The 24544-nt window shown below is 61.8% G+C and carries 27 protein-coding genes; 11 read left to right on the top strand and 16 right to left on the bottom strand.

Annotation, left to right across the window (positions count from 1 at the left end; translation table 11 throughout):
* Position 1 precedes the first annotated feature (1 nt).
* Both AMK00_RS20385 and AMK00_RS20380 read left to right on the top strand, forming a co-directional pair.
* On the top strand, positions 2 to 670 hold the full coding sequence (locus tag AMK00_RS20385; RefSeq protein WP_064811529.1) for an outer membrane lipoprotein carrier protein LolA: 669 nt from the start codon (positions 2 to 4) through the stop codon (positions 668 to 670).
* A 102-nt stretch (positions 671 to 772) separates the two neighbouring features.
* Positions 773 to 1576, top strand: a complete 804-nt coding sequence (locus AMK00_RS20380; protein WP_064805549.1) for an exodeoxyribonuclease III — start codon at positions 773 to 775, stop codon at positions 1574 to 1576.
* A 6-nt stretch (positions 1577 to 1582) separates the two neighbouring features.
* On the opposite strand, the gene AMK00_RS20375 is transcribed toward AMK00_RS20380, so the two are convergent.
* Together AMK00_RS20375 and AMK00_RS20370 are read right to left on the bottom strand one after the other, a co-directional pair.
* On the bottom strand, positions 1583 to 2038 hold the full coding sequence (locus AMK00_RS20375) for a cyclic nucleotide-binding domain-containing protein (protein ID WP_064811528.1): 456 nt from the start codon (positions 2036 to 2038) through the stop codon (positions 1583 to 1585).
* Positions 2039 to 2176: 138 nt separating this feature from the next.
* Complete coding sequence (locus AMK00_RS20370) at positions 2177 to 2860, bottom strand: response regulator transcription factor (RefSeq protein WP_011427159.1); 684 nt, start codon at positions 2858 to 2860, stop codon at positions 2177 to 2179.
* A 168-nt stretch (positions 2861 to 3028) separates the two neighbouring features.
* Here AMK00_RS20370 and AMK00_RS20365 point away from each other — a divergent pair, with 168 nt between their 5' ends.
* Entirely contained in the window at positions 3029 to 3550 is a 522-nt protein-coding gene (locus AMK00_RS20365) for a L,D-transpeptidase family protein (protein ID WP_064811527.1), read from the top strand.
* 131 nt (positions 3551 to 3681) lie between these two features.
* Complete coding sequence (locus AMK00_RS20360; protein WP_064805543.1) at positions 3682 to 4512, top strand: aldo/keto reductase; 831 nt, start codon at positions 3682 to 3684, stop codon at positions 4510 to 4512.
* A 110-nt stretch (positions 4513 to 4622) separates the two neighbouring features.
* Here AMK00_RS20360 and leuC read toward each other — a convergent pair whose 3' ends face one another.
* The 9 genes from leuC to ffh form a co-directional block, all read right to left on the bottom strand.
* Entirely contained in the window at positions 4623 to 6032 is a 1410-nt protein-coding gene (leuC, locus tag AMK00_RS20355) for a 3-isopropylmalate dehydratase large subunit (RefSeq protein WP_064811782.1), read from the bottom strand.
* 274 nt (positions 6033 to 6306) lie between these two features.
* Complete coding sequence (locus AMK00_RS20350; protein ID WP_064805541.1) at positions 6307 to 7125, bottom strand: amino acid ABC transporter permease; 819 nt, start codon at positions 7123 to 7125, stop codon at positions 6307 to 6309.
* An 18-nt stretch (positions 7126 to 7143) separates the two neighbouring features.
* On the bottom strand, positions 7144 to 7941 hold the full coding sequence (locus tag AMK00_RS20345) for a basic amino acid ABC transporter substrate-binding protein (RefSeq protein ID WP_064805539.1): 798 nt from the start codon (positions 7939 to 7941) through the stop codon (positions 7144 to 7146).
* 138 nt (positions 7942 to 8079) lie between these two features.
* The gene (gene rplS, locus AMK00_RS20340; RefSeq protein ID WP_064805537.1) at positions 8080 to 8622 is read right to left on the bottom strand and encodes a 50S ribosomal protein L19; all 543 of its coding nucleotides are present in this window, start codon (positions 8620 to 8622) and stop codon (positions 8080 to 8082) included.
* Positions 8623 to 8832: 210 nt separating this feature from the next.
* Entirely contained in the window at positions 8833 to 9534 is a 702-nt protein-coding gene (gene trmD, locus AMK00_RS20335) for a tRNA (guanosine(37)-N1)-methyltransferase TrmD (RefSeq protein WP_064811526.1), read from the bottom strand.
* Positions 9534 to 10100: a ribosome maturation factor RimM gene (gene rimM / locus AMK00_RS20330; protein WP_064811781.1), complete on the bottom strand. Its 567-nt coding sequence runs from the start codon at positions 10098 to 10100 to the stop codon at positions 9534 to 9536. The genes trmD and rimM overlap by 1 nt, the downstream gene beginning before the upstream one ends.
* A gap of 115 nt (positions 10101 to 10215) precedes the next feature.
* On the bottom strand, positions 10216 to 10587 hold the full coding sequence (gene rpsP / locus AMK00_RS20325; protein WP_064805533.1) for a 30S ribosomal protein S16: 372 nt from the start codon (positions 10585 to 10587) through the stop codon (positions 10216 to 10218).
* Between the two features lie 48 nt (positions 10588 to 10635).
* Complete coding sequence (locus tag AMK00_RS20320) at positions 10636 to 10956, bottom strand: chorismate mutase (RefSeq protein WP_027682490.1); 321 nt, start codon at positions 10954 to 10956, stop codon at positions 10636 to 10638.
* A 16-nt stretch (positions 10957 to 10972) separates the two neighbouring features.
* Entirely contained in the window at positions 10973 to 12550 is a 1578-nt protein-coding gene (gene ffh, locus AMK00_RS20315) for a signal recognition particle protein (RefSeq protein WP_064805532.1), read from the bottom strand.
* Positions 12551 to 12948: 398 nt separating this feature from the next.
* On the opposite strand from ffh, the gene AMK00_RS20310 reads away from it, so the two are divergent.
* The 6 genes from AMK00_RS20310 to AMK00_RS20285 all read left to right on the top strand — a co-directional run bounded on the left by AMK00_RS20310 (position 12949) and on the right by AMK00_RS20285 (position 18343).
* The gene (locus AMK00_RS20310) at positions 12949 to 13173 is read left to right on the top strand and encodes a hypothetical protein (RefSeq protein ID WP_064805530.1); all 225 of its coding nucleotides are present in this window, start codon (positions 12949 to 12951) and stop codon (positions 13171 to 13173) included.
* Between the two features lie 112 nt (positions 13174 to 13285).
* Positions 13286 to 14191: a diaminopimelate epimerase gene (dapF, locus tag AMK00_RS20305; RefSeq protein ID WP_064811525.1), complete on the top strand. Its 906-nt coding sequence runs from the start codon at positions 13286 to 13288 to the stop codon at positions 14189 to 14191.
* Positions 14188 to 15459 (top strand): tRNA (N(6)-L-threonylcarbamoyladenosine(37)-C(2))-methylthiotransferase MtaB, encoded by a 1272-nt coding sequence (gene mtaB, locus AMK00_RS20300; protein WP_064811524.1) that lies wholly within the window; start codon positions 14188 to 14190, stop codon positions 15457 to 15459. The genes dapF and mtaB overlap by 4 nt, the downstream gene beginning before the upstream one ends.
* A 16-nt stretch (positions 15460 to 15475) precedes the next feature.
* Positions 15476 to 17038 carry a signal recognition particle-docking protein FtsY gene (gene ftsY, locus AMK00_RS20295; RefSeq protein WP_064811523.1) on the top strand — a complete coding sequence of 521 codons (1563 nt, stop codon included), beginning with the start codon at positions 15476 to 15478 and terminating at the stop codon, positions 17036 to 17038.
* Between the two features lie 76 nt (positions 17039 to 17114).
* The gene (locus AMK00_RS20290) at positions 17115 to 17759 is read left to right on the top strand and encodes a septation protein A (RefSeq protein ID WP_012485534.1); all 645 of its coding nucleotides are present in this window, start codon (positions 17115 to 17117) and stop codon (positions 17757 to 17759) included.
* On the top strand, positions 17756 to 18343 hold the full coding sequence (locus AMK00_RS20285) for a DUF2585 domain-containing protein (protein WP_064811522.1): 588 nt from the start codon (positions 17756 to 17758) through the stop codon (positions 18341 to 18343). Before AMK00_RS20290 ends, AMK00_RS20285 begins: the two co-directional genes overlap by 4 nt.
* 40 nt (positions 18344 to 18383) lie before the next feature.
* On the opposite strand, the gene AMK00_RS20280 is transcribed toward AMK00_RS20285, so the two are convergent.
* From AMK00_RS20280 to ccmA, 5 genes are read right to left on the bottom strand one after another with little or no spacing between them, the layout of a single operon-like run.
* Complete coding sequence (locus AMK00_RS20280) at positions 18384 to 18992, bottom strand: DsbE family thiol:disulfide interchange protein (RefSeq protein WP_064811521.1); 609 nt, start codon at positions 18990 to 18992, stop codon at positions 18384 to 18386.
* Entirely contained in the window at positions 18989 to 19156 is a 168-nt protein-coding gene (ccmD, locus tag AMK00_RS20275) for a heme exporter protein CcmD (RefSeq protein ID WP_064811520.1), read from the bottom strand. Before ccmD ends, AMK00_RS20280 begins: the two co-directional genes overlap by 4 nt.
* Positions 19157 to 19159: 3 nt before the next feature.
* Positions 19160 to 19921: a heme ABC transporter permease gene (locus AMK00_RS20270; RefSeq protein ID WP_064811519.1), complete on the bottom strand. Its 762-nt coding sequence runs from the start codon at positions 19919 to 19921 to the stop codon at positions 19160 to 19162.
* 47 nt (positions 19922 to 19968) lie between these two features.
* On the bottom strand, positions 19969 to 20628 hold the full coding sequence (gene ccmB / locus AMK00_RS20265) for a heme exporter protein CcmB (protein ID WP_012485530.1): 660 nt from the start codon (positions 20626 to 20628) through the stop codon (positions 19969 to 19971).
* Entirely contained in the window at positions 20625 to 21272 is a 648-nt protein-coding gene (gene ccmA / locus AMK00_RS20260; protein WP_064811518.1) for a heme ABC exporter ATP-binding protein CcmA, read from the bottom strand. Before ccmA ends, ccmB begins: the two co-directional genes overlap by 4 nt.
* 262 nt (positions 21273 to 21534) lie before the next feature.
* Here ccmA and acnA point away from each other — a divergent pair, with 262 nt between their 5' ends.
* A complete protein-coding gene (acnA, locus tag AMK00_RS20255) occupies positions 21535 to 24225 on the top strand; it encodes an aconitate hydratase AcnA (protein ID WP_064805511.1) in 2691 nt (896 codons plus the stop codon).
* Positions 24226 to 24544: the final 319 nt, after the last annotated feature.

Below are 24544 nucleotides of genomic sequence, written 5' to 3'. Positions count from 1 at the left end.
GATGCGTAACTCCGATTCCTTCCTCTCCGGCCTGGCGATGAAGCGCCGCGATCTTCTCGGCGCTTTCGCCGTCGCTGCGATGGCGAGTGCCGTCCCCTTGAGCGCCATCGCACAGGCTGCAGCGCCCGCTTCCGGCACGGCGCAGGCAATCGCCGATCATTTTTCCGGCGTCACGACGATGCAGGGCGAATTCGTCCAGTTCGGTCCGCGCGGCGAACAGACCGGCGGCAAGTTCTTCATCCAGCGTCCCGGCAAGCTGCGTTTCAACTACGACGATCCGTCGCCGATGCGGGTGATTGCCGACGGCAAGAATGTCGCCATCGGCAATATGAAGCTCAAGACGTGGGATCTCTATCCGCTCTCGAAGACTCCGCTCAGCCTGCTCCTGGCGCAGCATATCGACCTTTCGGCCGGCATGGTGAAGGGCGTGAAGGAGGAGTCGGACCTGACGACGATCGCGCTCGGCAACAATACGGTGTTCGGAAACTCGACGATCACCATGATGTTCGATCCGAAGACCTATGATCTGCGCCAGTGGACGATCACCGACAACCAGGGCAAGGATACGTCGGTGATGATCTTCAACGTCAAGACGGGTGTGCAGTTCGACGACCGCGTCTTCCGGGTGCCCTATGAGAGCATTCCGGGCACGGCAGCCTCACGCGACTGAGTGGGTTTTCGGTTGATCGCCTGAGGCTTTTGCACGCTCCCGGTTTCCTCCTGTCCGCCTTTGTTCTAAAGCCCTTTCATGAAAGTGTGAAAGGGCAGGGGCATGGGCTTTTCGATCACCACCTGGAACATCAACTCGGTGCGGCTGCGCATGCCGATCGTCGAGCAACTCGTTCTCAAACACAGGCCTGACATTCTCTGCCTGCAGGAAACAAAGGTGCCGAACGAGCTCTTTCCGGCAGCACCTTTGCGGGCGATGGGCTACGATCACATCATCATCCATGGCCAGAAGGGTTATCACGGGGTCGCAATCGCCTCGCGCATTCCGCTGACGGAGGATCACCGACAGGATTATTGCGGCGTCGGCGATGCCCGCCACATATCGGCGGTGTTCGAGCGCGGCAACCGCCGTGTCCGGCTGCACAATTTCTACGTCCCTGCCGGCGGCGACGAGCCCGACCGCATGATCAATCCGAAATTCGGCCACAAGCTCGACTTCATCGAGGAGATGAAGCTCCTGACAGCCAATGGCGAGGCCAACACCTCCGCCATCCTGGTCGGCGACCTCAACATCGCACCGCTGGAGCACGATGTCTGGTCGCACAAGCAACTGCTGAAAATCGTCAGCCATACGCCCGTCGAAACCGACGGGCTGCTCGAGGTGATGAAGCGCGGCGGCTGGCTCGATCTCATGCGCCAGCACGTGCCGGCCAGCGAGAAGCTTTATACCTGGTGGAGCTACCGGGCCAAGGACTGGGAGGCTGCCGATCGCGGCCGCCGGCTCGACCATATCTGGTCGTCATCGGATCTCGGGCCGCATCTCCAGCGGATCGAGATCCTGAAAGAGGCGCGCGGCTGGGACCGGCCGTCTGACCATGTGCCGGTAACGGCGCATTTCGATTTCTGACGGCAATCAGCTGAAGCGGTGAAATTGGCTTGCCGCCTGGGCTGCAAGCTCGGCGAGGTTGTCGCGGATGCGGTTTTCGATCAGACGGGCCGCATCGGGATATTCCTCGAGCAGCCGATGGAAGAGGGCGCGGGTGATGCGGATGATGCTGGTGTCCTCGCGCGCGATCGCGGTGAACTTGCGCTCCACCAAGGTGACCAGCGCCAGCTCCGAAATCAGTGTTCCCGGTCCGGCGACAGCCTCCGCCCGCTGCATGCCGTCGCTGCTCGTCGTGCTGAGTTCCAGGCTGCCGCTCAAGACGACGTAGGCGCTCTCGGCCGGCGAGCCTTGGCGGAACAGCATCTGGCCGGCGGCGATCATGCGCCGGTCGGCGCCGAAGGCGATTAGCCTCAGCTGGTCCTCGCTCATGTCCTTGAACAGCGGAAGCCGGGAAAGCAGATGAATGTCGTCGGTCAGCGCCATGCCGGCTTTTCGCCTTAGAGCAATTCCAGCAAAAGTGCCTGGCGGTTTTGCCAGGCAAAGCGTGAAACGCTTTTGCCGGGAACTGGGTGAAAACAAAGAGACAGAACATCTCCGCGATTCGGAAAAAACGGAAATGCTCTAGGGTATGATCTTGTAGCCGCCGTTTTCCGTCACCAGAATTTCGGCGTTGGAGGGATCCCGTTCGATCTTCTGGCGCAGCCGGTAGACATGGGTTTCCAGCGTGTGCGTCGTTACACCAGAATTATAACCCCAGACCTCCTCGAGAAGCACGTCGCGGGTGACGACCTTCTGTTCGGCGCGATAGAGATAGCGGATGATCGCCGCTTCCTTCTCCGTCAGGCGGATCTTCTGGCCATTGTCGGTGGTGAGCAGCTTCTGGCTCGGCTTGAAGAGGTATGGACCGACGGTGAAAGTCGCATCTTCGCTCTGCTCGTGCTGGCGCAATTGCACACGGATGCGGGCCAGCAGTACGGCGAAGCGGAAGGGCTTGGTGACGTAGTCGTTGGCCCCGGCTTCGAGGCCAAGGATCGTGTCCGAATCGGTATCGTGGCCGGTCAGCATGATGATCGGCGCCTTGAAGCCGCCCTTGCGCAGGAGCTTCACCGCTTCGCGGCCGTCCATGTCGGGCAGGCCGACATCCATGATCAAGAGGTCGACCGGCGTCGAACGGGCGGTCGCAACACCTTTGCCGGCGTTGGCTTCCTGAAGAACCGTGAATTCCTCATAAAGCGACAATTGCTCCGTCAGGGTCTGACGAAGGTCCTCGTCGTCATCCACCAGAAGAATGGTGCGTGCGGTCATGCCGTTGCGTCCTCAAAGTTACGTCCCCTAGTCCTACGCCAAATTGCAGCTTTGGCAAGGATCGGCCAGCGGGGCTGTTGCCGCGCAGGTTTTCATATGATTTCAATCAAGGCCTCAGGCAATGCAAGACATGCGAGAAAAATGGAAAAAGCAAGGCGGAGCCGGGGCATGCGGCCATCGACGATCGTGGTGCGCCCCGCGCCAGGGCGCAAGAGCCGCGCCATCGTCCGATTCGGGGCAATCACCGTCCCTGCCGCGATCGGTCGTTCGGGCCGTACCATCCTCAAACGCGAGGGCGACGGCGCCACGCCGATCGCCGCGATGCGGCTGATTTCCGGTTTCCGGCGCGGTGAACGGAACGGTCGACTCACCACTTCGCTTCCCATTCGCCGCATCCGCGCAGACATGCTCTGGTGCGACCAGCCCGGCAACGCCAACTACAACCGCCTCGTGCGGGCGCCATTCAGCGCAGGTCATGAGGAGATGCGGCGCAGCGACGGCCTCTACGATATCTGCCTTGTCATGGACTGGAACATTTCCTCGCGGGCGCGCCATCGCGGTTCGGCGATCTTCTTCCATCTCATCAGGCCGGGCTACGAGCCGACGGCCGGCTGCGTGGCTATAAGCCTGCGTGACATGCGCCGCCTTCTGCCCCACCTTCGGAAGGGAACGATTGTCCGGGTCCTCTGATTGTCTTCAAGATGCCGCCGCCTATATGGTTCCGGTGACCGGACGCTCCGGCTGAAATGCGTTCCGGGACGTCCGCAGGTGCGGGCGCAATCCATGCCTCGTCCAATTCTTCAAACTCCCGGAGATATATTGTGACCGCTCAACCCATCATCACTTTCCATGACGGACATTCCATTCCCCAGGTCGGTCTCGGCGTCTGGCAGACGCCGCAGGAGATTGCCGCCCCGACGGTGCGCACCGCAATCGCCGCCGGCTATCGGCATATCGATACGGCTTCGGGTTACGACAATGAAGAGGGCGTCGGCGAAGGCATCCGCTCCTCCGGCCTCGCCCGCAAGGATATCTTCGTCACCACCAAGCTCAGGAATACCGACCAGGGCTACGACAATGCGTTGCGCGCTTTCGACGGCAGCCTCAAGAAGCTCGGCTCCGACTATGTCGACCTCTATCTCATTCACTGGCCGTCGCCGCATCGCGGCCTCTACACCGAGACCTGGAAGGCATTCGTGCGCATCCGCGAAGAGGGCCGCGCCCGGTCGATCGGCGTGTCGAATTTCTATCCCGAACATCTCGAGCGCATCATCGGCGAGACCGGCGTCGTTCCAGTCATCAATCAGATCGAGCTGCACCCCGACTTCCAGCAGAGAGCGGCGCGGGAGGCGCACAAGAAACTTGATATCACCACCGAATCCTGGAGCCCGCTCGGCCAGGGCAAATTCCTCTCGAACAAGGTTATCGGCGAGATCGCCAGGAAACATCGGAAGACGCCGGCGCAGGTCATCATCCGCTGGCACATCGATAGCGGCCTCGTCGTCATCCCGAAGTCGGTGACGCCGTCGCGCATCGAGGAGAATTTCCAGGTGTTCGACTTCAAGCTCGATGCCGACGACATGGCCGCAATCGCCAAGCTCGACAGCGCCGGCGCCCGCATGGGACCGGACCCGATGACGGCAGCCTTCTGATCGCCGGTTGCGATCATCGCCGCCGATCGGCTGTCGACGCCGCAATAGAAGAAGCCGCCCGATGCGCCGAGACGCATCGGGCGGCTTTATCTTTCATTCCGTCGGACGCGTCAGTTCCACTCGCGGATATCGACGAAGTGCCCGGCGATCGCGGCGGCGGCGGCCATGGTCGGCGAGACGAGATGCGTGCGGCCCTTGAATCCCTGACGGCCTTCGAAATTGCGGTTCGAGGTCGAGGCGCAACGCTCGCCCGGCTTCAGGCGGTCGTCGTTCATGGCAAGGCACATGGAGCAGCCCGGCTCGCGCCAGTCGAAGCCGGCGGCCTTGAAGATCTTGTCGAGGCCTTCGGCTTCCGCCTGTTCCTTGACGAGGCCGGAACCTGGAACGATCATGGCGTTGACGGTCGAGGCGACGGTCTTGCCCTCGACGACCTTGGCGGCGGCGCGCAGGTCTTCGATGCGGCCGTTGGTGCACGAGCCGATGAAGACGCGGTCGACAGCAATGTCGGTCATCTTCGTGCCCGGCTTCAGGCCCATATAATCAAGCGCACGCCACTTGGAGGCACGCTTCGTTTCGTCCTGGATTTCATCCGGATTCGGCACGATGCCCTGGACGGAGACGACGTCCTCAGGCGAGGAGCCCCAGGAGACGATCGGCGGCAGTTCGGCGGCGTTCAGCTTGACGACGCGGTCGAAATGCGCGCCTTCGTCGGATTTCAGCGTCTGCCAATATGCGATCGCCTGTTCCAGCGCTTCGCCCTTCGGCGCGCGCGGCTTGCCCTTGATATATTCGAAGGTGATTTCGTCAGGGGCAATGAGGCCGGCGCGGGCGCCGCCTTCGATCGACATGTTGCAGATCGTCATGCGGCCTTCCATCGACAGCGAACGGATCGCTTCGCCGGCATATTCGATGACGTAGCCGGTGCCGCCTGCGGTGCCGATCTCGCCGATGATGGCCAGAACAATATCCTTGGCGGTGACGCCTGCCGGCAGCTGGCCGTCGACCTGCACCAGCATGTTCTTGGCCTTTTTCTGGATCAGCGTCTGGGTGGCGAGAACGTGCTCGACTTCAGACGTGCCGATGCCGTGGGCGAGAGAGCCGAAGGCGCCATGGGTGGAGGTGTGGCTGTCGCCGCAGACGATCGTCATGCCCGGCAGGGTGAAGCCCTGTTCCGGCCCGATGATGTGAACGATGCCCTGGCGCTTATCGTTTTCCGAATAATATTCGACGTTGAACTCGGCGGCATTCTTGGCGAGCTGCTCGACCTGGATGCGGCTTTCCTCGTTCTTGATGCCGAGATGGCGATCGGCCGAGGTCGGAACGTTGTGGTCGACGACGGCAAGCGTCTTTTCCGGGGCGCGGACCTTGCGGCCGGACATGCGCAGGCCTTCGAAGGCCTGCGGCGAGGTGACTTCGTGGACCAGATGGCGGTCGATGTAGAGAAGACAGGTTCCGTCGGCCTGTTCGTGGACCAGATGGTCGTCCCAGATCTTGTCGTAGAGGGTACGCGGTGCGCTCATGGCGGTAAGTCCGTTTTTGAAAGCTTTGGAAAATCGGAAAAAAGCGGATCGGGCTCCGCCGGCCGTCATTCGATCAACGAAGTCGGCTGTTGAGCGCACCGGAGACGCATGCGAAAAACCGCGCCGGCAGGCGATAGTGGTCCTGCAGCACGAAAATATGCGCGCCAGTGCATCTGAACTTGGATTCCATGGCGGTGGATATAGCGATTTTTGATCGAAACGGCAATTCGAATCGTGAGGCGCGTCCTTTCTGCATCCGAATGGACGCGGGCGCTTAGCGCCGCGGCATCTGCTTCATCTTCTTCTCGATCCGCCGCAGCGCCAGCGACAGGCCGATCGTCAGGATCAGATAGATATAGGTGACGATCGAATAGGTCTCGAAGAAGCGGAAGGAGCCGGAGGCATAGACCTTGCCCATCTGCGTGATGTCGGCGACACCGAGGACGGAGACGAGGGATGAATCCTTCACCATTGAGACGAAGTCGTTGGAAAGCGGCGGGAGGATGACCCGGATCGCCTGCGGGAATACGACGAGCCGGAAGCGGCGGTAGCGCGACAGGCCGAGCGACTTTGCCGCCTCGATCTGGCCGATATCGACGGACTGGAAACCGGCGCGGAAGATCTCGGCAATGAAGGAGGAATAGCCGATCATCAACGCGATGACGGCCCGCCACATCAGCGACAGGTCGCGCACCAGGATCGGTTCCGTAACGCCTGATTTCACCAGGGGCGTGATCATGAAGTTATAGGCCGTGACGAAACCGGGCGCACCGACGAAGGCGACGTAGAAGAGCAGCACCAGCATCGGGATGCCGCGGATGATCTCGATATAGAAGCGGGCGATCTGGCGCAGCACGACGCTGTCCGCCAGGCCGAGCAGCGCGATGCCGAGACCGAGCACCGTTGCCAGGACAAAGGCGACGAGCGTCACGAACACGGTGACGCCGACGCCGTTCACCACGGTGCGGAAGACCTGGGTGTAAATGTCGTTTGTGATGATGACGACGGCGAGAACGATGCCGATCAAGAGAAGGACGGCCAGCCACCAGGGACGGTCGTCCTTCTCATGTCGCGGGGATGGTTGTGGAGCCATCTGCGATCTCTCGAGGGATTATTCGCCCATCTTGTAGTCGAGAAACCACTTCTTGTTCAGCGCCTCGAAGGTGCCGTCCGCCTTCAGCGCTGCGATGGCGGCATTGACGGGGGCGACGAGATCGGAGCCTTTCGGGAAGATGAAGCCGAAATCCTCGGTGCCGAGCGGTTCGCCAACCACCTTCAGGGCGCCGTTCGAGGAATCGACGTAACCCTTGGCGGCGACGCTGTCGGTGAGGACGAGATCGACATCGCCCGTTTTCAGGGCCTGCACGGTTGCGCCGAAGGTCTCGAAGAGCTTGATGCGCGGGTTCTGTTCGTTGCCGTCGAGGATTTCATAGACGGCGGTGTAGAAAGGCGAGGTGCCGGGCTGAGCGCCGATCAGGCCGTCCTTGAATTCACCGAAGGACTTGGCGTCGGTGAAGCGCTTCTCATCACCGCGCACCAGCATGAATTGCTGCGAGCGCATGTAGGGATCGGAGAAGTCGACCTTCTGCTTGCGGTCGTCCTTGATGGTGATGCCGGTCATGCCGATGTTGTACTGACCGTCGGAAACCGCCTGGATCATCGCGTCCCAGCTGGTGTTTTGATATTCGACCTTGAAGTTCAGCCGCTTGGCGATCTCGTTCATCGCATCATATTCCCAGCCGATCGCCTTGCCAGATTTCGGATCGACGAACTGCAGCGGCGGATAGGCATTCTCGGTGACGACGACGACGCTCTTGCCGCCGAGATCGGGCAGTTCGGCAGCCGATACGGCCAGGGGCGAAAGCACAAGGGCGGCGAAGCTTGCGAGAACGGTGCGACGAAACAGCATAGAACGGCTCCAAAATTGAACGGCAAAAATTGTCACGGATGACCTGCCGAAGGCAAGGCTGCCGGCTGCACGGTCGCGTAAAAAATAGAAAAGGCGATCCGAAGACCGCCTTTCCACAAATAGAATTTTGCGCAGATCTTATTCTGCGGCCTTCTCGGCTTCGGCTGCAGCAGCTGCTTCGGCCGCGGCCTTGGCTTCCGCAGCTTCTGCTGCTGCCTTTTCGGCGGCGAGCGCCTGGGCGGCTGCAACCTTCTCGGCTTCGATACGGGCCTTTTCCTCGGCGACAGCAGCGCGCTCGGCGTCGTTGAGCTTGCGGGCGCGAACGCCGGTGTCTTCAACGATACGAGCCGACTTGCCGCGACGGTCGCGGAGGTAATAGAGCTTGGCGCGACGGACCTTACCGCGGCGAACAACGTCGACGCTTTCGATCATCGGCGAGTAGACCGGGAATACGCGCTCGACGCCTTCGCCGTAGGAGATCTTGCGAACCGTGAAGTTTTCCTGCAGGCCACCACCGGAGCGGGCGATGCAGACGCCTTCATAGGCCTGGACGCGGGTACGGTTGCCTTCCGTGACCTTCACGTTGACGCGGACGGTGTCGCCCGGGGAGAATTCGGGGAGGGTGCGCTTGGCTTCGATCTTAGCGGCCTGTTCGGCCTCGAGCTGCTGGATGATGTTCATCGTCTTAACCTTTGGTTCTTCTGAAACAGCCAGAGCGCTCATACTGTCCTTCGGTCGATGCCTCTGGAGTTTGCCCTTACGGACGGGAGCGGATTCGCCATTCTTTGTTTGCTGGCAGACGGGGCTAGCCCCATTTCCGCGTGCGCCAATACACGAAAGGCCGGTGCTTGTCATCCCTCGCACGACATTTTTGTGAAAAGGACGGCGAAATCAGCCGTTATTCTCTGTTTTAGCGCTATCGAGCAGGTCCGGCCGCCGTTCCTGCGTCAGCCGCACCGCTTCCTGGTGGCGCCATTTCTCGATGGCTCCGTGGTTGCCGGACGTCAAGACGGAGGGAATTTCCCGGCCTTCCCACTCTTGTGGCCGGGTATAATGGGGATGTTCCAGCAACCCGCCTTCGAAGCTTTCGTGCAGGCCGGAAAGATCGTTGCCCATCACGCCGGGCAGGATGCGGATGATCGCATCAAGCAGGATCAGCGCCGCCGGCTCGCCGCCCGACAGCACGTAATCGCCGATCGAGACTTCTTCCAGTCCGCGCGCCTCGATCACCCGCTGGTCGACGCCCTCGAAACGACCGCAGACGATGATGACGCCGTCACCCGCCGCAAGCTCACGCACGCGCTGCTGCGTCAGCGGCCGGCCGCGCGGGCTCATCAGCAGGCGCGGCCGGGGATCATTTTCACCGGCACTGTCGATCGCGCGGGCGAGAACGTCAGCCTTCAGCACCATGCCGGCGCCGCCGCCGGCCGGCGTGTCGTCGACAGTGCGGTGTCTGTCGGTGGCGAAATCGCGAATCTGCACCAGATCCAGTGACCATTGCCCACGCTCCATCGCCTTGCCGGCGAGCGAGAAGCCAAGATGCCCCGGAAACATTTCCGGATAAAGTGTCAGTACGCGCGCCCGGAAAGCCATTACTTCTTCTTTTTCGGCTTGTCCGCGGTGAACTGCGAAAGCTCGGGGTCGTCGACCAGTCCCGCCGCCAGCGGATCGATCAGCAGCGTACCGGCTTCGAGATCGATTTCCAGCACAGAGGCTTCCGAGAAGGGAATGAGAACGGGGCGCTTGCCCGGGCCCTTGAGCTCCAGGAGATCGCCGGCGCCGAAATCGAAGACGCCGGTGACCGTTCCGTAGCTGACGCCCTTGTCATCAAGCGCTTCGAGCCCTTCGAGATCGGCATAGTAGAACTCGTCGTCCTCGAGCTCCTCGTCCGGCAGGTTGTCGCGCTCGATATAGAGTTCAAGTCCGTTCAGCGCTTCGGCGGCGTTGCGGTCGTTGATGCCGCGGAAACGGACGACGACGACGTTCTTCATCTCACGGATTTCGAGGATTTCGAAGCTGCGTCCGTCCGTGCTGTGCAAAAGGCCGTAATCGCCGAGCGCGCTGGGATCGGCCGTGTAGGCCTTGGCGCGCACCTCGCCCCTGAGACCTTGCGCGCCACCGATCGTCGCCATCAAAACCGGGTTTTCAAGCTTTGTCATGGGTTCCTTCACGTGAAGCCGAAAGACAGGTTTCTCATAAACGAAGTGCGGGCGATTGGAAACGAAAACGGGCGGCATGTCGCCATGCCGCCCGCTCGAGAAGGGAATGTCCCGATTATTCCGCGGCGTCGGCAGCAGCAGCTGCAGCGTCGGCGATCTTCTGGGCCTTTTCGGCGGCGCGTTCCTGGGCGCGCTTGCCGGGCTTTGCCTTGATCGGGTTGTTCTTGGCTTCGCGCTTGGCAACGCCGGCTTCATCGAGGAAGCGCAGAACGCGGTCGGTCGGCTGGGCGCCGTTGTCGATCCAGTGCTTGATGCGCTCGGCGTTCAGCTGAACGCGCTTCTCGTCATCCTTGGCGAGCATCGGGTTCCAGGAGCCGAGGTTTTCGAGGAAGCGGCCGTCACGCGGGCTGCGCGCATCGGCGAGCACGACGTGGTAGTACGGACGCTTCTTGGAGCCACCGCGGGCGAGACGAATTTTCAGTGCCATGTTCTTTACTCCTTAGGCTTTTCTTGACCGCTTCGTAGGGCGGTGTGGTTATCGGGCTGCGGCGCTCTGTTCAGCGTGGTCCGCAGCGATCTGCTCATGATGCCGGATGACTTCCTTGATGACGAAGTTCAGGAACTTCTCGGCGAAATCCGGGTCCAGATTGGCGGTCTTCGCCAACTGGCGAAGGCGTTCGATCTGGTATTCCTCGCGCGCCGGATCGGCCGGCGGCAGATTGTATTTGGCCTTCAGCACGCCGACCTCTTTGGTGCAGCGGAAGCGTTCGGCCAGCATGTGCACGAGAGCGGCATCGATATTGTCGATCGACTGACGATAGCTCGCGAGCTGGGCTTTGACGTTTGGATCAATCATGGGGCAAGCGATCCTTTCACTTCTTCTTCGGCAAGCCGGGCAAGCCCGGGAAACCACCGCCAAGGCCCGGCAGCTTGGCGCCGCCGAGGCCCGGCAAACCACCCGGCAGACCGCCGAGACCGGGCATACCCCCGCCCGGTTTTCCCAAACCCGCCGCTTCCGCCTGCTTCTGCAGGGCTTCGAGCTGACGGGGATCGATATTCGAGAGATCGGGCATGCCGCCCATGCCGCCGCCGCCAAGCCCCATCTTGCCGGCAAGGCCGCCCATCATCTGCTTCATCAGGCCGCCTTTGCCCTTGCCGCCCATCATCTTCATCATGTCGGCCATCTGGCGGTGCATCTTCAGAAGCTTGTTGATGGCGGCGGCATCGGTGCCGGAGCCGGCGGCGATGCGCTTCTTGCGCGAATGCTTGAGCAGGTCGGGATTGGCGCGCTCGGCCTTGGTCATCGATTGGATGATGGCGATCTGGCGGCCGAAAAGCTTGTCGTCGAGGCCGGCTGCGGCCATTTTGTCCTTCATGCCGGCCATGCCGGGCATCATGCCCATGATGCCGCCCATGCCGCCCATCTTCTGCATCTGGCGCAGCTGATCGGCGAGGTCGTCGAGATCGAACTTGCCCTTGGCCATCTTGGCGGCCATGGCGGCCGCCTTTTCGGCGTCGATATTCTCAGCGGCGCGCTCGACGAGCGAAACGATATCGCCCATGCCGAGAATGCGGTCGGCAATGCGGCGGGGATGGAACTCCTCGAGCTCGCTCATCTTCTCGCCGACGCCGATCAGCTTGATCGGCTTGCCGGTGACGGCGCGCATCGAAAGGGCAGCACCGCCGCGGCCGTCGCCGTCCATGCGGGTCAGCACCAAGCCGGTGATGCCGACGCGTTCGTCAAAATTGCGGGCGAGGTTGACGGCGTCCTGGCCGGTGAGGCTGTCGGCGACCAGCAGGATTTCATGCGGGTTCGAGCGCTTCTTGATGTCGGCCATCTCGACCATCAAGGGCTCGTCGATATGGGTGCGGCCGGCGGTGTCGAGGATGACGACGTCATGGCCGCCGAGCTTGGCCGCCTGCACGGCGCGGGCGGCGATATCGGTCGGCGACTGGCCTGCAATGATCGGCAGCGTGTCGATATTGGCCTGCGCGCCGAGCTGGCGAAGCTGCTCTTGCGCGGCCGGACGGCGCGTGTCGAGCGACGCCATCAGCACCTTTTTCTTCTCGCGCGTCGACAGACGATTGGCGATCTTGGCTGACGTCGTCGTCTTGCCCGAGCCCTGAAGGCCGACCATCATGACGACGACGGGGGCGGCCGCATGCAGGTCGATGCCCACACCTTCGCCGCCCAGCATCTCGATCAGTTCGTCATGGACGATCTTGACGACCATCTGGCCGGGCTTGATCGACTTCAGGATCTCGGCGCCGACGGCTTTTTCACGCACGCGGTCGGTGAAGGAACGCACGACGTCGAGCGCGACGTCGGCCTCCAGCAGCGCGCGGCGAACCTCGCGCAGCGCTGCGGAAACATCGGCTTCCGAAAGCGCGCCACGGCCTGTCAGTCCATTCAGAATGGATCCAAGACGGTCCTGGAGGTTTTCAAACATCGGCTCTTCCTTGATACGTTTCGGGCGGGTTGATCTGCCCGGAAACGTCGTGCTTTTCCTTGACGAAAACAAGACGCAAAGCCAAAAAGCACCCGAGGGCGCATCGCGCTGTCGGGTGTTGACCTCCGGGATCTCGAAGTCCCGGTCGGCGGCTCGGAGTCATCTGGCTCGTCGCGGATTGGGCGCGATAAACAGGAAAGCGGCGGGAAAGTCAAGGCGAATGCGGGCGGATGACCGCACAGCGGGCTTTCGGAAGCGGTGCCACATGGGGCAAGCGGCTAAATTGCCGCTCACAATCCAATTCGCCATTCAGGCCAGTTGCAAAATATTCTGCTTGTGATTCTACTTTCTACTTAAGTGCGTCCTGTAAAATGATTCGTGAATATCCTTGATGCCGGATGATCCGGCGGAGATATCGAATGATCAATGCTGATATTGAAAGTTGGGCGCTGGCACGGGCCCATCATATTGTTCTCAACGAAGGCCTTAGTCTTGCAAAAGCGGCACAGGATCTGGATCGCAAACGATCCCGCTCGCTGGTCTACGAGCTGAGGAAGGTCATCACCGCCGCTATCGTCGAGGCGCATGCGGCGTCCTTCGAAGCCGACGGCGGGCAGCGGTAGAAGACGGACCGCCCGGAGGCTCAGTCGGCTGCAAGGCCTGCATGGCACTCACCCACTGGTAATTCCCTCGCGTTTCCGCCATATACAGCGGAAAGACGGACGGAATGACATCATGAGCGCAACGGTCGAATTCGCGAGGATGAACGGGCTTGGCAACAAGATCCTGGTCGTCGACATGCGCGGACGGCCTGATAAGCTGACGCCCGCAGCGGCGGTCGCGCTCAATGCCGATCCGCAGACCGAGTTCGACCAGATCATGGCGATCCATGATCCGAAGGCCGAAGGCACCGACGCCTTCATCGATATCCTGAACTCCGACGGCTCGAAGGCGCAGGCCTGCGGCAACGGCACCCGCTGCGTCGTACAGGCGCTTGCCGCCGAGACCGGTCGGAAGGCGTTCACCTTCCAGACGGTCGCCGGCATCCTCAATGCCGTCGAGCACGAGGACGGGACGATCTCCGTCGATATGGGCAAGCCGGTCTTCGATTGGGACAGGATCCCGCTTTCGGAAGAATTCCACGATACCAGCCGCATCGAGCTGCAGATCGGCCCGATCGACAATCCGGTGCTGCATTCGCCGTCCGCCATGTCGATGGGCAACCCGCATGCGATCTTCTGGGTGGACAGGGACGTGATGTCCTATGATCTCGCCCGATTCGGACCGCTGCTCGAAAACCATCCGATGTTTCCCGAGCGCGCCAACATCACGCTGGCGCAGGTCACCTCGCCGACATCGATGACGACGCGCACCTGGGAGCGCGGTGCGGGCCTGACGCTTGCCTGCGGCTCGGCCGCCTGTTCTGCCGCCGTCAGCGCCGCGCGCACCGGCCGCACCGGCCGCAAAGTGACGATCAATGTGGCAAGCGCCAAGCCGCCGGCCACACTTTCGATCGAATGGCGCGAGCGCGACGATCACGTCATCATGACCGGTCCGGCCGAGTGGGAGTGGTCGGGCAGGCTCGATCCTGCGACCGGCCTGTGGTCGCGCGATGCGGACCGGGGAGCCGAGGCGCAGTGAGCGGCATCGAGGTCATTACCTTCGGCTGCCGCCTCAACACATATGAATCCGAAGTGATGAAGGCGCAGGCCGAGAAGGCCGGGCTCAACAACGCCATCCTGGTCAATACCTGCGCCGTGACCGGCGAGGCCGTGCGCCAGGCCCGCCAGGCGATCCGCCGGGCGCGGCGCGACAATCCGCATGCCCGCATCATCGTCACCGGCTGTGCCGCGCAGACGGAAAAACAGACCTTCGCCGAGATGGCGGAGGTCGATGCGGTGCTCGGCAACGAGGAGAAGCTTTCGAGCGCCTCCTATCGCAGCCTGCCGGATTTCGGCGTTTCGGCTGAAGAGAAGTTGCGTGTCAACGATATCATGAGCGTCAAGGCGACGGCGCCGCAGATGGTCAGGCACATCGACGGCCATGTGCGCGCCTTCATCCAGGTGCAGAACGGCTGCGACCACCGCTGCACCTTCTGCATCATTCCCTATGGCCGCGGCAATTCCCGCTCCGTGCCGATGGGAGCCGTCGTCGACCAGGCCCGCAGGCTGGCCGACAGCGGCTATCGCGAGATCGTGTTGACCGGGGTCGACGCCACCAGCTATGGCGGCGACCTGCCGGGCGCGCCGACCCTCGGGCTTCTCGCCAAGACGCTCTTGAAGCAGATTCCGGATATCCGCCGCCTCAGGCTTTCCTCGATCGACAGCATCGAAGCCGACGCGCATCTGATGGGTCTGATCGCCGAAGAACCGCGCTTCATGCCGCATCTGCATTTGTCGCTGCAGCATGGCGACGACCTGATCCTGAAGCGGATGAAGCGCCGACATTTACGCGCCGATGCGCTGCGCTTCATCGCGGAGGCGCGCCGTCTGCGCCCAGAAATGAGCTTCGGCGCCGATATGATTGCCGGCTTTCCGACAGAGACGGAAGAGATGTTCGGCAATGCCGTGCGGCTCGCCGAAGAGGCCGCCATTGCGCATCTGCACGTCTTTCCCTACAGCCCGCGTCCCGGCACGCCGGCCGCCCGCATGCCGCAGCTCGACCGGTCGCTGGTCAAGGATCGCGCCGCAAGGCTGCGCGCCACTGGACATAGGCTCCATCAATCCCATCTCGACGGCATGGTCGGAACCCGGCAATGGCTGCTCGTCGAAAACAACGGCCTGGCGCATACGGAGAACTTCACGCTGGTCGCAGCCGCCGGCCTTCGTCCCGGCGAACTTGTGCCGGCGACGATCACCGGCCACAATGGCAAGCATCTCGACATGCAATTGACGGCCGCAGCGGCCTGACTTTCACGGAATCCTCATGGCGCTCAGTTTCATCAAAAAGGTCTTCACCTTCGGCAAGCCGGCTGAAGAGCCCGTGCCTGAGGCCGTGGAAAGGGAGCTCGAGCCGCGCTCGCGTGACGAAGATCTGCCGATCGCGGACGATCCCGTTCTTCCCGAGGAAATGGATACGGCCGGCGGACCAGCGGCCGATGTCGGCGAGGGTGAGGCCGAGGAAGCGGACATCGTCGACGAGACCTTGCCTTTGCCTCCCGCGGCTCAGATGAGCGATTTCGGCTTGGTGCCGCTTTCACTGCTGCAAGCTGAAGCAGAGACGCGGGCAATTTCAGAGAGCGAGGTGGAAGAAACCCTCTCTGTCCCTTCGGGATATCTTCCCCACCAGGGGGTAGATCGTTCGGAGGCTGACGCGCCGGTTTCGATCGAAGAGACCGCTGAGGTAACAGAAGCGCTCTCGGAAGAAATTCCTGCTGAGATCGATGTAAAAGAAGACATCTCCATTCAGCCGATCTCGCCCCCTGTGGGGGAGATGCCCGGCAGGACAGCGGACGGTATCTCCTCCGCAACTGCGGCGGAACAGCCGAAGCTGGAATCTCCCGTTCTTCCCAAAGGCTTCGCCACCGGCCCGGCAATCGTCGAACCGCAGCCCATTGCCCCGCAGCCGAAACTCAGCTGGTTCCAGCGGCTGCGCAACGGTCTGGCGCGCACCTCCTCGCAGCTGACCGGTCAGATCACCGCGCTCTTTACCAAGCGCAAGCTTGACGACGAGACGCTGCAGGATCTCGAAGACCTGTTGATCCAGGCCGATCTCGGCGTCGAAACCGCGCTGCGCGTCACCGATACCCTGGCTTCCGAGCGCTACGGCAAGGACGTCACCGGCGAGGATGTCAGCAGGATCATGGCGTCCGAAATCGCCAAGGTTTTGAAACCGGTCGCCAAGCCGCTGCAGCTCGATCTCTCGCACAAGCCGCATGTCATCCTCGTCGTCGGCGTCAACGGCACCGGCAAGACGACGACGATCGGCAAGCTGGCGGCGAAGCTTTCGGGCGCCGGGCTGAAGGTCATGGTGGCTGCCGGCGATACCTTCCGCGCGGCGGCGATCGAGCAGCTGAAGATCTGGGCCGAGCGGACCAATTCCGAATTCGTCGGCACCAAGCTTGGCGCCGATGCTGCCGGCCTTGCCTATGATGCCTTCGAACAGGCGAAAGCGAAAAAATGCGACGTGCTGATCGTCGATACGGCCGGCCGCCTGCAGAACAAGGCCGAGCTGATGGCCGAGCTCGAGAAGATCGTGCGCGTTCTCGGCAAGCTCGATCCCGATGCGCCGCACACCGTGCTGCAGACGCTCGACGCGACGACGGGACAGAATGCGCTGAGCCAGGTCGAGATCTTCCGCAATGTCGCCGGCGTCAACGGCCTGATCATGACCAAGCTCGACGGCACGGCGCGTGGCGGCATCCTGGTGGCCATCTCCGTCAAGCACAAGCTGCCGGTCTATTTCATCGGCGTGGGCGAAGGTGTTGACGATCTGGAGCCGTTCGAGGCCGAGGACTTCGCGCACGCCATTGCCGGACTTCCCCAATGATGCCACAGATATGCCGCCGAAAGCCTGCAGGGCATGACGGGAACAGGTTTTCAGGAACAGCAGGTTTGACGAACGCATGACCACCGAAAGCGATATCACCCCGAGCGCGGCCGACCGGCATCATCCGCTGTTGAAGCTGGCGCTGGAGCTCGGGCCGCTGTTGATTTTCTTCTTTGCCAATCTGCGCGGCCAGTGGCTGGTGGAGCGGTTTCCTGCTCTTTCGGAACTTGGCGGTCCGTTGTTCGTCGCAACCGGGCTCTTCATGGCGGCGACAGTGTTTTCGCTGATCGTTTCGAAGATCGTGCTCGGCCATCTGCCGATCATGCCCTTCGTTTCCGGCATCGTCGTCGTTATCTTCGGCTCGCTGTCGATCTGGCTGCAGAACGAGACCTTCATCAAGATGAAGCCGACCATCGTCAACACGCTGTTCGGCGTCGCGCTGCTCGGCGGGCTCGCCTTCGGCCGGTCGCTGCTCGGCTACGTCTTCAACGCCGCTTTCCAACTCGATGCCGAAGGCTGGCGCAAGCTCACCATCCGCTGGGGCATCTTCTTTCTGTTCCTCGCCGTGCTGAACGAAGTCGTCTGGCGCAATTTTTCCGACGATACCTGGGTCGCCTTCAAAGTTTGGGGCACGATGCCGATCACCATCATCTTCACGCTGGCGCAGATGCCGCTGGTGCTGAAACACAGTATCAACCTAGAAACGGACGGCGAGAAGTGAGTGCCGCAGACGCCGAATATCGTGTCAGACGCCAGAATTTCTGGTTCGTCGCCTGCGTTGCGGTGCTGGTCGCGCAGATCGTCACCGAATATTTGATGGGCCGCGTGCCGATCTGCGCCTGCGGTTATGTCAAACTGTGGGAAGGCGGGGTCAATACCAGCGGCAATTCGCAGCATTTGTCCGACTGGTACACGCCGTCACATATCATCCACGGCTTCCTGTTTTACGGCCTCGGATATCTCATCCTACGCCGCAAGCCGCTGGCGGCAAGGCTGCTCCTGGCGCTGGTGATCGAATCCGGCTGGGAGCTGCTGGAGAATTCACCTCTCATCATCGATCGTTACCGCACGGCGACGATCGCGCTCGATTATTACGGCGACAGCATCCTGAATTCGGCGATGGACACCGTTTTCATGTGCGTTGGCTTCTTCTTTGCATCGCGGGCGCCGGTGGCGCTGACGGTGGCGATCGCCATCTTCTTCGAGATTTTCACCGGCTATGTGATCCGCGATAATCTGACGCTCAACGTGCTGATGCTGATCTGGCCGGTGGAGGCGATCAAGGTCTGGCAGGGTGGGGTTTAGGCCCACGTCGTTGCAAAAGACCCCTCATCCGGAATAATGCTTACGAAGCCGGTTTCGCCAGCGCCTTTTCCATCGCCGGAAACAGCCCTTCCTTCAGGCTGATATCGTCGAAGGGGCCGACGCGTTTGTAGAGGATCGTGCCGTCGGGGGCGACCAGATAGCTTTCCGGAATTCCGTAGACGCCCCAGTCGATCGCCGCCTTGCCGCTCGGGTCGACGCCGATCGCCCGGTAGGGATTTCCCAGTTCGCCGAGGAAACGCAGGGCGTTGTCGTTCTTGTCCTTGTAGTTGATGGCGACGATGTTTAGCCGACCGTCCTTCGCCAGTTCCTTCAAGATCGGGTGCTCGTCCCGGCAGGGGATGCACCAGGAGGCAAAGACGTTGACCAGGGTCAGCTTGCCTGTGATAGCCGCATCGGTGAGCGCCGGCAGATTTGCGCCGTCGAGCGGCGGAAGGTTCAGCGCCGGCGCCTTGGTGCCGATCAGGGCCGACGGGATTTCGGCGATGTTCTTGCCATGGAAATCCTGGTCATAGAGCATCTTTGCGGCCGTCGCGGCAATGGCGCCGAAGACGAACAGCGGCAGAAGCGCCAGGGCGTAGCGGCTAAGTCCGCTCGGCTTGCCGGGCTTGATTTCGGGTGTTTCGCTCATTCGCCGTCCCTCGCGGGCGCCGAGCGGCGGCGAATGCCCGCGGCTTCCAGGGCTGCGAGCTCACGCCGGCGCGCCCGGCCGTCGGCCCAGGTCCAGAGCGTGACCGCAACAGTCACGAGCGCCGCAAAGCCGTAGGAGGCGTAGACGTAGAAGGCATGCGTCATGATCTACTCCTCCCGGCTCGCCATCCGGGCGGCGAGACGGCGCTGCGCGGCGATCCGGCGGCGCCAGATCTCGTTCCTCATCGCCATGATGTGCAGGGTGAAGAAGAGGAGGGTGAAGGCGATCGCCATGACGAGCAGCGGGCGCAGGAATTCCGGATCGATCGCCGGACCGCCGATCCTGAGCACGCTCGCCGACTGGTGCAGCGTGTTCCACCATTCGACGGAGAACTTGATGATCGGAATGTTGACGAAGCCGACGAGGATGAGCACGGCTGAGACCCGCGCCGCCCTCGACGGATCGTCGATGGCGCGGCTCAGCGCAATCAGGCCGAGATACATCAGAAAGAGCACGAAGACCGAGGTCAGGCGCGCGTCCCACACCCACCAGGTACCCCACATCGGCTTGCCCCAGAGCGAGCCGGTGACCAGCGCGAGCAAGGTGAAGGCGGCGCCGAGCGGGGCTGCGGCCTTGGCGGAGACGTCGGCCAGCGGGTGGCGCCAGACGAGCGTGCCGATCGCCGAGAGGCTCATGATCGTGTAGCACATCATCGAAAGCCAGGCGGCAGGCACGTGGATATACATGATCCGAACGGTCTCGCCCTGTTGGTAATCGCCTTCGGTCGAGAAGCTGAGATAGAGGCCGGCCGCGAAACACAGCGCGGTGATGCAAGCCAGCCAAGGAATGACGCGGGCCGCCAGCGCCAGAAATCGCGTCGGATTGGCGAGATCGCTGAATTTACGGATGGCAAGGCTTATGTCGTTCATGGCCGCTTCCTTATCCCTATCCGGCTGTTCCCGCAATCGAGTGACATTCAATCCGACGTGTTTCGCAGCGCGAGCGCAGCGGCGGCCGGGCCGATCACCGCAAAGAACAGCGTCAGCGCAGTCAGGATGAGGAAGGGCGGCAGGAAAGGGGCGGGATCCTCGACCGCGGCATAGGTGGCGCTGACGCCGAAGATCAGCACCGGGATGGTCAGCGGCAGGACCAGGATGGAAACCAGCAGGCCGCCGCGGGGCAGGGCGACGGCAACGGCAGCGCCGACGGCGCCAATGAAGGTAATGGCCGGCGAGCCGACAAGAAGCGTCAGCATGGTCGCGCCGATCGCTGCCTCGTCCATATTCATGAAGAGGCCGAGCAGCGGCGAGGCGATCACCAGCGGCAGGCTGGTGGCGGCCCAATGGGCGAAGCATTTGACCAGCACGGTCAGGACAAGCGGTGTTTCCTGCATCAGCATCAGGTCGAGCGATCCGTCGTCGCGCTCGGCCTGGAACAGGCGGTCGAGGCCGAGAAGGGCGGCAAGCAGCGCGCCGATCCAGACGATGGCTGGGCCGATGCGCGAAAGCAGCTTGAGATCCGGCCCGACGCCGAAGGGGATGACGGCGACGACGGTCAGGAAGAACAGCACGCCGATCAGCGCACCGCCGCCGGCGCGGATGGAAAGTTTCAGGTCGCGGAGGAAGAGGGCAGTCATCCCCACACTCCCTGATCCACGCCGGCAAAGCCCGTCATCTTCAATTCCTGCATGTTCTTCAATCCCAGCGGCTGATGTGTCGCCGCCAGAAGAATGCCACCCTTTGCCAGATGCGCTTCGATCAATCCGGCAAACAGCCGGTCGGCGCTGGCATCGAGCGCCGCTGTGGGCTCGTCGAGGATCCAGACGGGGCGATGGGCGACGAGCAGCTTGGCGAAGGCGAATCGGCGCTGCTGGCCGGCGGAGAGATAACCGAAGGGAAGGTGGGTTATTCCCGAGAGGCCGACGGCTTCGGCTGCCTCCTCAAGGGACAGCCCGGCAGAAGTTTCCGTTTCGTCGAGAAAGGTGCGCCAGAAATCGAGATTCTCTGCAACCGTAAGTTCATTCTTCATTGCGTTTCGATGGCCGAGGTAGTGGCTGACCTCGCCGGGATGCTGGCCTTCCCGGCTGCCGTCGCCATGAAAGACGACAGTGCCTTTTTCCGGCCGCAGGAGGCCGGCAAGAACACGCAGCAAAGTGGACTTTCCGGATCCATTTCTTCCCGTCAGCACAAGCGCCTCGCCGGCCGCCAAGTGAAAGGAAAGATTAACGAAAATCAGATCGTCACCGCGCCTTGCGGCCAGATTTTCGGCGGTGAGATGCATGCATCGGTTCTTTCTTCGTTTTGGCTTCCGGATGGGTCAAAAAATGTCCGATTTTGCTCGTTTCCGGGTATGGCAAGTTTTTAGGAAATTATCTATAAGACCTGCAACCACGCCAGCGGTCGGCGTGAATTTCATCCTTGCGCCGAACTTGGAGCGTCTGCTCCACGTGCGGACAGCGGAAATGGCCGTACCCGCATCCTGATGTGCATTAAGTGCATAGGCGTTCGCACGACTGTGTTGGCTATCAGAAACGGGGTCTCTCGTGTCTAAATCTCTTGACAGTTTCAATTGTCGTTCCACGCTTTCCGTGAACGGGAAGGACTATGTCTATTACAGCCTGCCCAAGGCTGAGGCAAACGGTCTGCCCGGCGTTTCCAAGCTGCCCTATTCGATGAAGGTGCTGCTGGAAAATCTGCTGCGCTTCGAAGATGGCCAGTCGGTCACCAAGGAGCATATCCTGGCCGTTGCCGAATGGTTGAACAACAAGGGCGCGGTCGAAAACGAGATTGCCTATCGCCCGGCGCGCGTGCTGATGCAGGACTTCACCGGCGTTCCCGCCGTCGTCGACCTTGCCGCGATGCGCGACGCGATGGTGTCGCTCGGCGGCGATCCCGAAAAGATCAACCCGCTCGTTCCCGTCGACCTCGTCATCGACCACTCCGTCATCGTCGATGAATTCGGCACGCCGCAGGCTTTCGCCAAGAACGTCGAGCTGGAATATCAGCGCAATGGCGAGCGTTACCGCTTCCTGAAGTGGGGTCAGCAGGCCTTCAAGAACTTCCGCGTCGTTCCTCCAGGCACCGGCATCTGTCACCAGGTCAATCTCGAATATCTCGGCCAGACCGTCTGGACGAAGGAAGAAGACGGCGAGACGATCGCCTATCCCGATACTTGCGTCGGCACCGACAGCCACACGACGATGATCAACGGTCTCGGCGTTCTCGGCTGGGGCGTGGGCGGTATCGAAGCGGAAGCGGCGATGCTCGGCCAGCCGGTCTCGATGCTGCTGCCTGAGGTCATCGGCTTCAAGCTGACCGGCAAGCTCAAGGAAGGCGTGACCGCGACCGACCTCGTTCTGACCGTCGTGCAGATGCTGCGCAAGAAGGGCGTCGTTTCCAAATTCGTCGAATTCTTCGGCCCCGGCATGGACAACATGCCGCTCGCCGACCGTGCGACGATCGGCAACATGGGTCCGGAATACGGCGCCACCTGCGGCTTCTTCCCGGTTGACGGCGAAACCATCAACTATCTCACCATGTCCGGTCGCACGCATGACCGGATCGCGCTGGTCGAAGCCTATTCGAAGGCCCAGGGCATGTGGCGTGAAGGCGATGGTTCCGATCTGGTCTTCACCGACACGCTGGAACTCGACCTCGGCGACGTCGTGCCGTCGATGGCCGGCCCTAAGCGTCCGGAAGGCCGCATCGCGCTCGAAAACATCGCTTCCGGTTTCGCCGGCTCGATGGATGCGGATTACAAGAAGCCCGGTCAGCTCGGCAACCGCTATGCGGTCGAAGGCACGGATTTCGATCTCGGCCATGGCGACGTGGCGATTGCCGCCATCACCTCGTGCACCAACACCTCCAACCCGTCGGTACTGATCGCTGCCGGCCTTCTCGCCCGCAACGCCGTCGCCAAGGGCCTGAAGACCAAGCCGTGGGTCAAGACCTCGCTGGCGCCGGGATCGCAGGTCGTCGGCGAATATCTCGCCAAGTCCGGCTTGCAGGCCGACCTCGACAAGCTCGGCTTCAACCTCGTCGGCTTCGGCTGCACCACCTGCATCGGCAATTCCGGCCCGCTGCCGGCGCCGATCTCGAAGACGATCAACGACAAGGGCCTGATCGTATCCGGCGTTCTGTCGGGGAACCGCAACTTCGAAGGCCGTATCTCGCCTGACGTCCAGGCGAATTACCTGGCTTCGCCGCCGCTCGTCGTCGCTTACGCGCTCGCCGGCACCGTGCAGAAGGATCTCACCAAGGAACCGATCGGCGAAGACCAGAACGGCAATCCTGTTTATCTGAAGGATATCTGGCCGACCTCGCATGAGGTGCAGGAATTCATCCAGAAATTCGTCACCCGCGAGCTCTATGAATCCAAGTACGCCGACGTCTTCAAGGGCGACGTCAACTGGCAGGCCGTTCAGGTTCCGCCGGGCCAGACCTATGCCTGGGACGACAACTCGACCTATGTCCAGAACCCGCCCTACTTCGTCGGCATGGGCAAGAAGGGCACCGGCGTCGCTGATATCAAGGGCGCGCGCGTCCTCGGCCTGTTCGGCGACAAGATCACCACCGACCACATCTCGCCGGCCGGTTCGATCAAGGCGGCTTCGCCGGCAGGCGCCTACCTCATCGGCCACGACGTTGCGGTTGCCGACTTCAACCAGTACGGCACACGCCGCGGCAACCATGAAGTGATGATGCGCGGCACCTTCGCCAACATTCGCATCCGCAACCACATGCTTGGCCCGAACGGCAAGGAAGGTGGCTACACCATCCACTACCCGTCGAAGGAGGAGACCTCGATCTACGACGCCGCCATGCAGTACAAGTCCGAAGGCGTGCCGCTCGTCATCTTCGCCGGTGTCGAATACGGCAACGGCTCGTCGCGCGACTGGGCTGCCAAGGGTACCAACCTGCTCGGCGTCAAGGCGGTGATCGCCCAGTCCTTTGAGCGCATCCATCGCTCGAATCTGGTCGGCATGGGCGTCATCCCCTTTGTCTTCGAAGAGGGCACGACCTGGCAGAGCCTCGGCCTGAAGGGCGACGAACTCGTTACCATCGAGGGCCTCGACAAGATCAAGCCGCGCGAGCGGAAGATTGCCAAGATCACCTATAGCGACGGCACCGTTAAGGACGTTCCGCTGCTGTCGCGCGTCGATACGCTCGACGAGGTGATCTACCTCAACAATGGCGGCATCCTGCAGACGGTGCTGCGCGATCTCGCTGCCTGATTTTCAGAGCATGATGCCGAAAAGTGTGAGCGGTTTTCGGACGACATCATGTTCTTCTTCTTTGATGTAGATCCGGATTCAGATTTTAGGCCGGGCCGGCCTAAAATCATCCGGGTCTAGGAGAGTTGATTGATAATGGCCGCCGGAGAGCAATTTCCGGCGGATTTTCTTTGCGGCGACAGTCTTTGCCGGAGGCTCACGATGATTTGTTTCAGCTGCGTTCCGGCCGAGCTGTGGTCTCACCCGTTCGTGATTTTTCGTTTGGACCGGGAAGGATTATTCGTACTCTGATATCTCAGAGCCTTCGGTTCCAAAACGC

The sequence above is a fragment of the Rhizobium sp. N621 genome (assembly GCF_001664325.1).
Taxonomy (GTDB): Bacteria; Pseudomonadota; Alphaproteobacteria; order Rhizobiales; family Rhizobiaceae; genus Rhizobium; species Rhizobium esperanzae.
The sequence above is the reverse complement of the archived record's forward strand: the minus strand, read 5'-3'. Positions and strand labels throughout refer to the sequence as shown.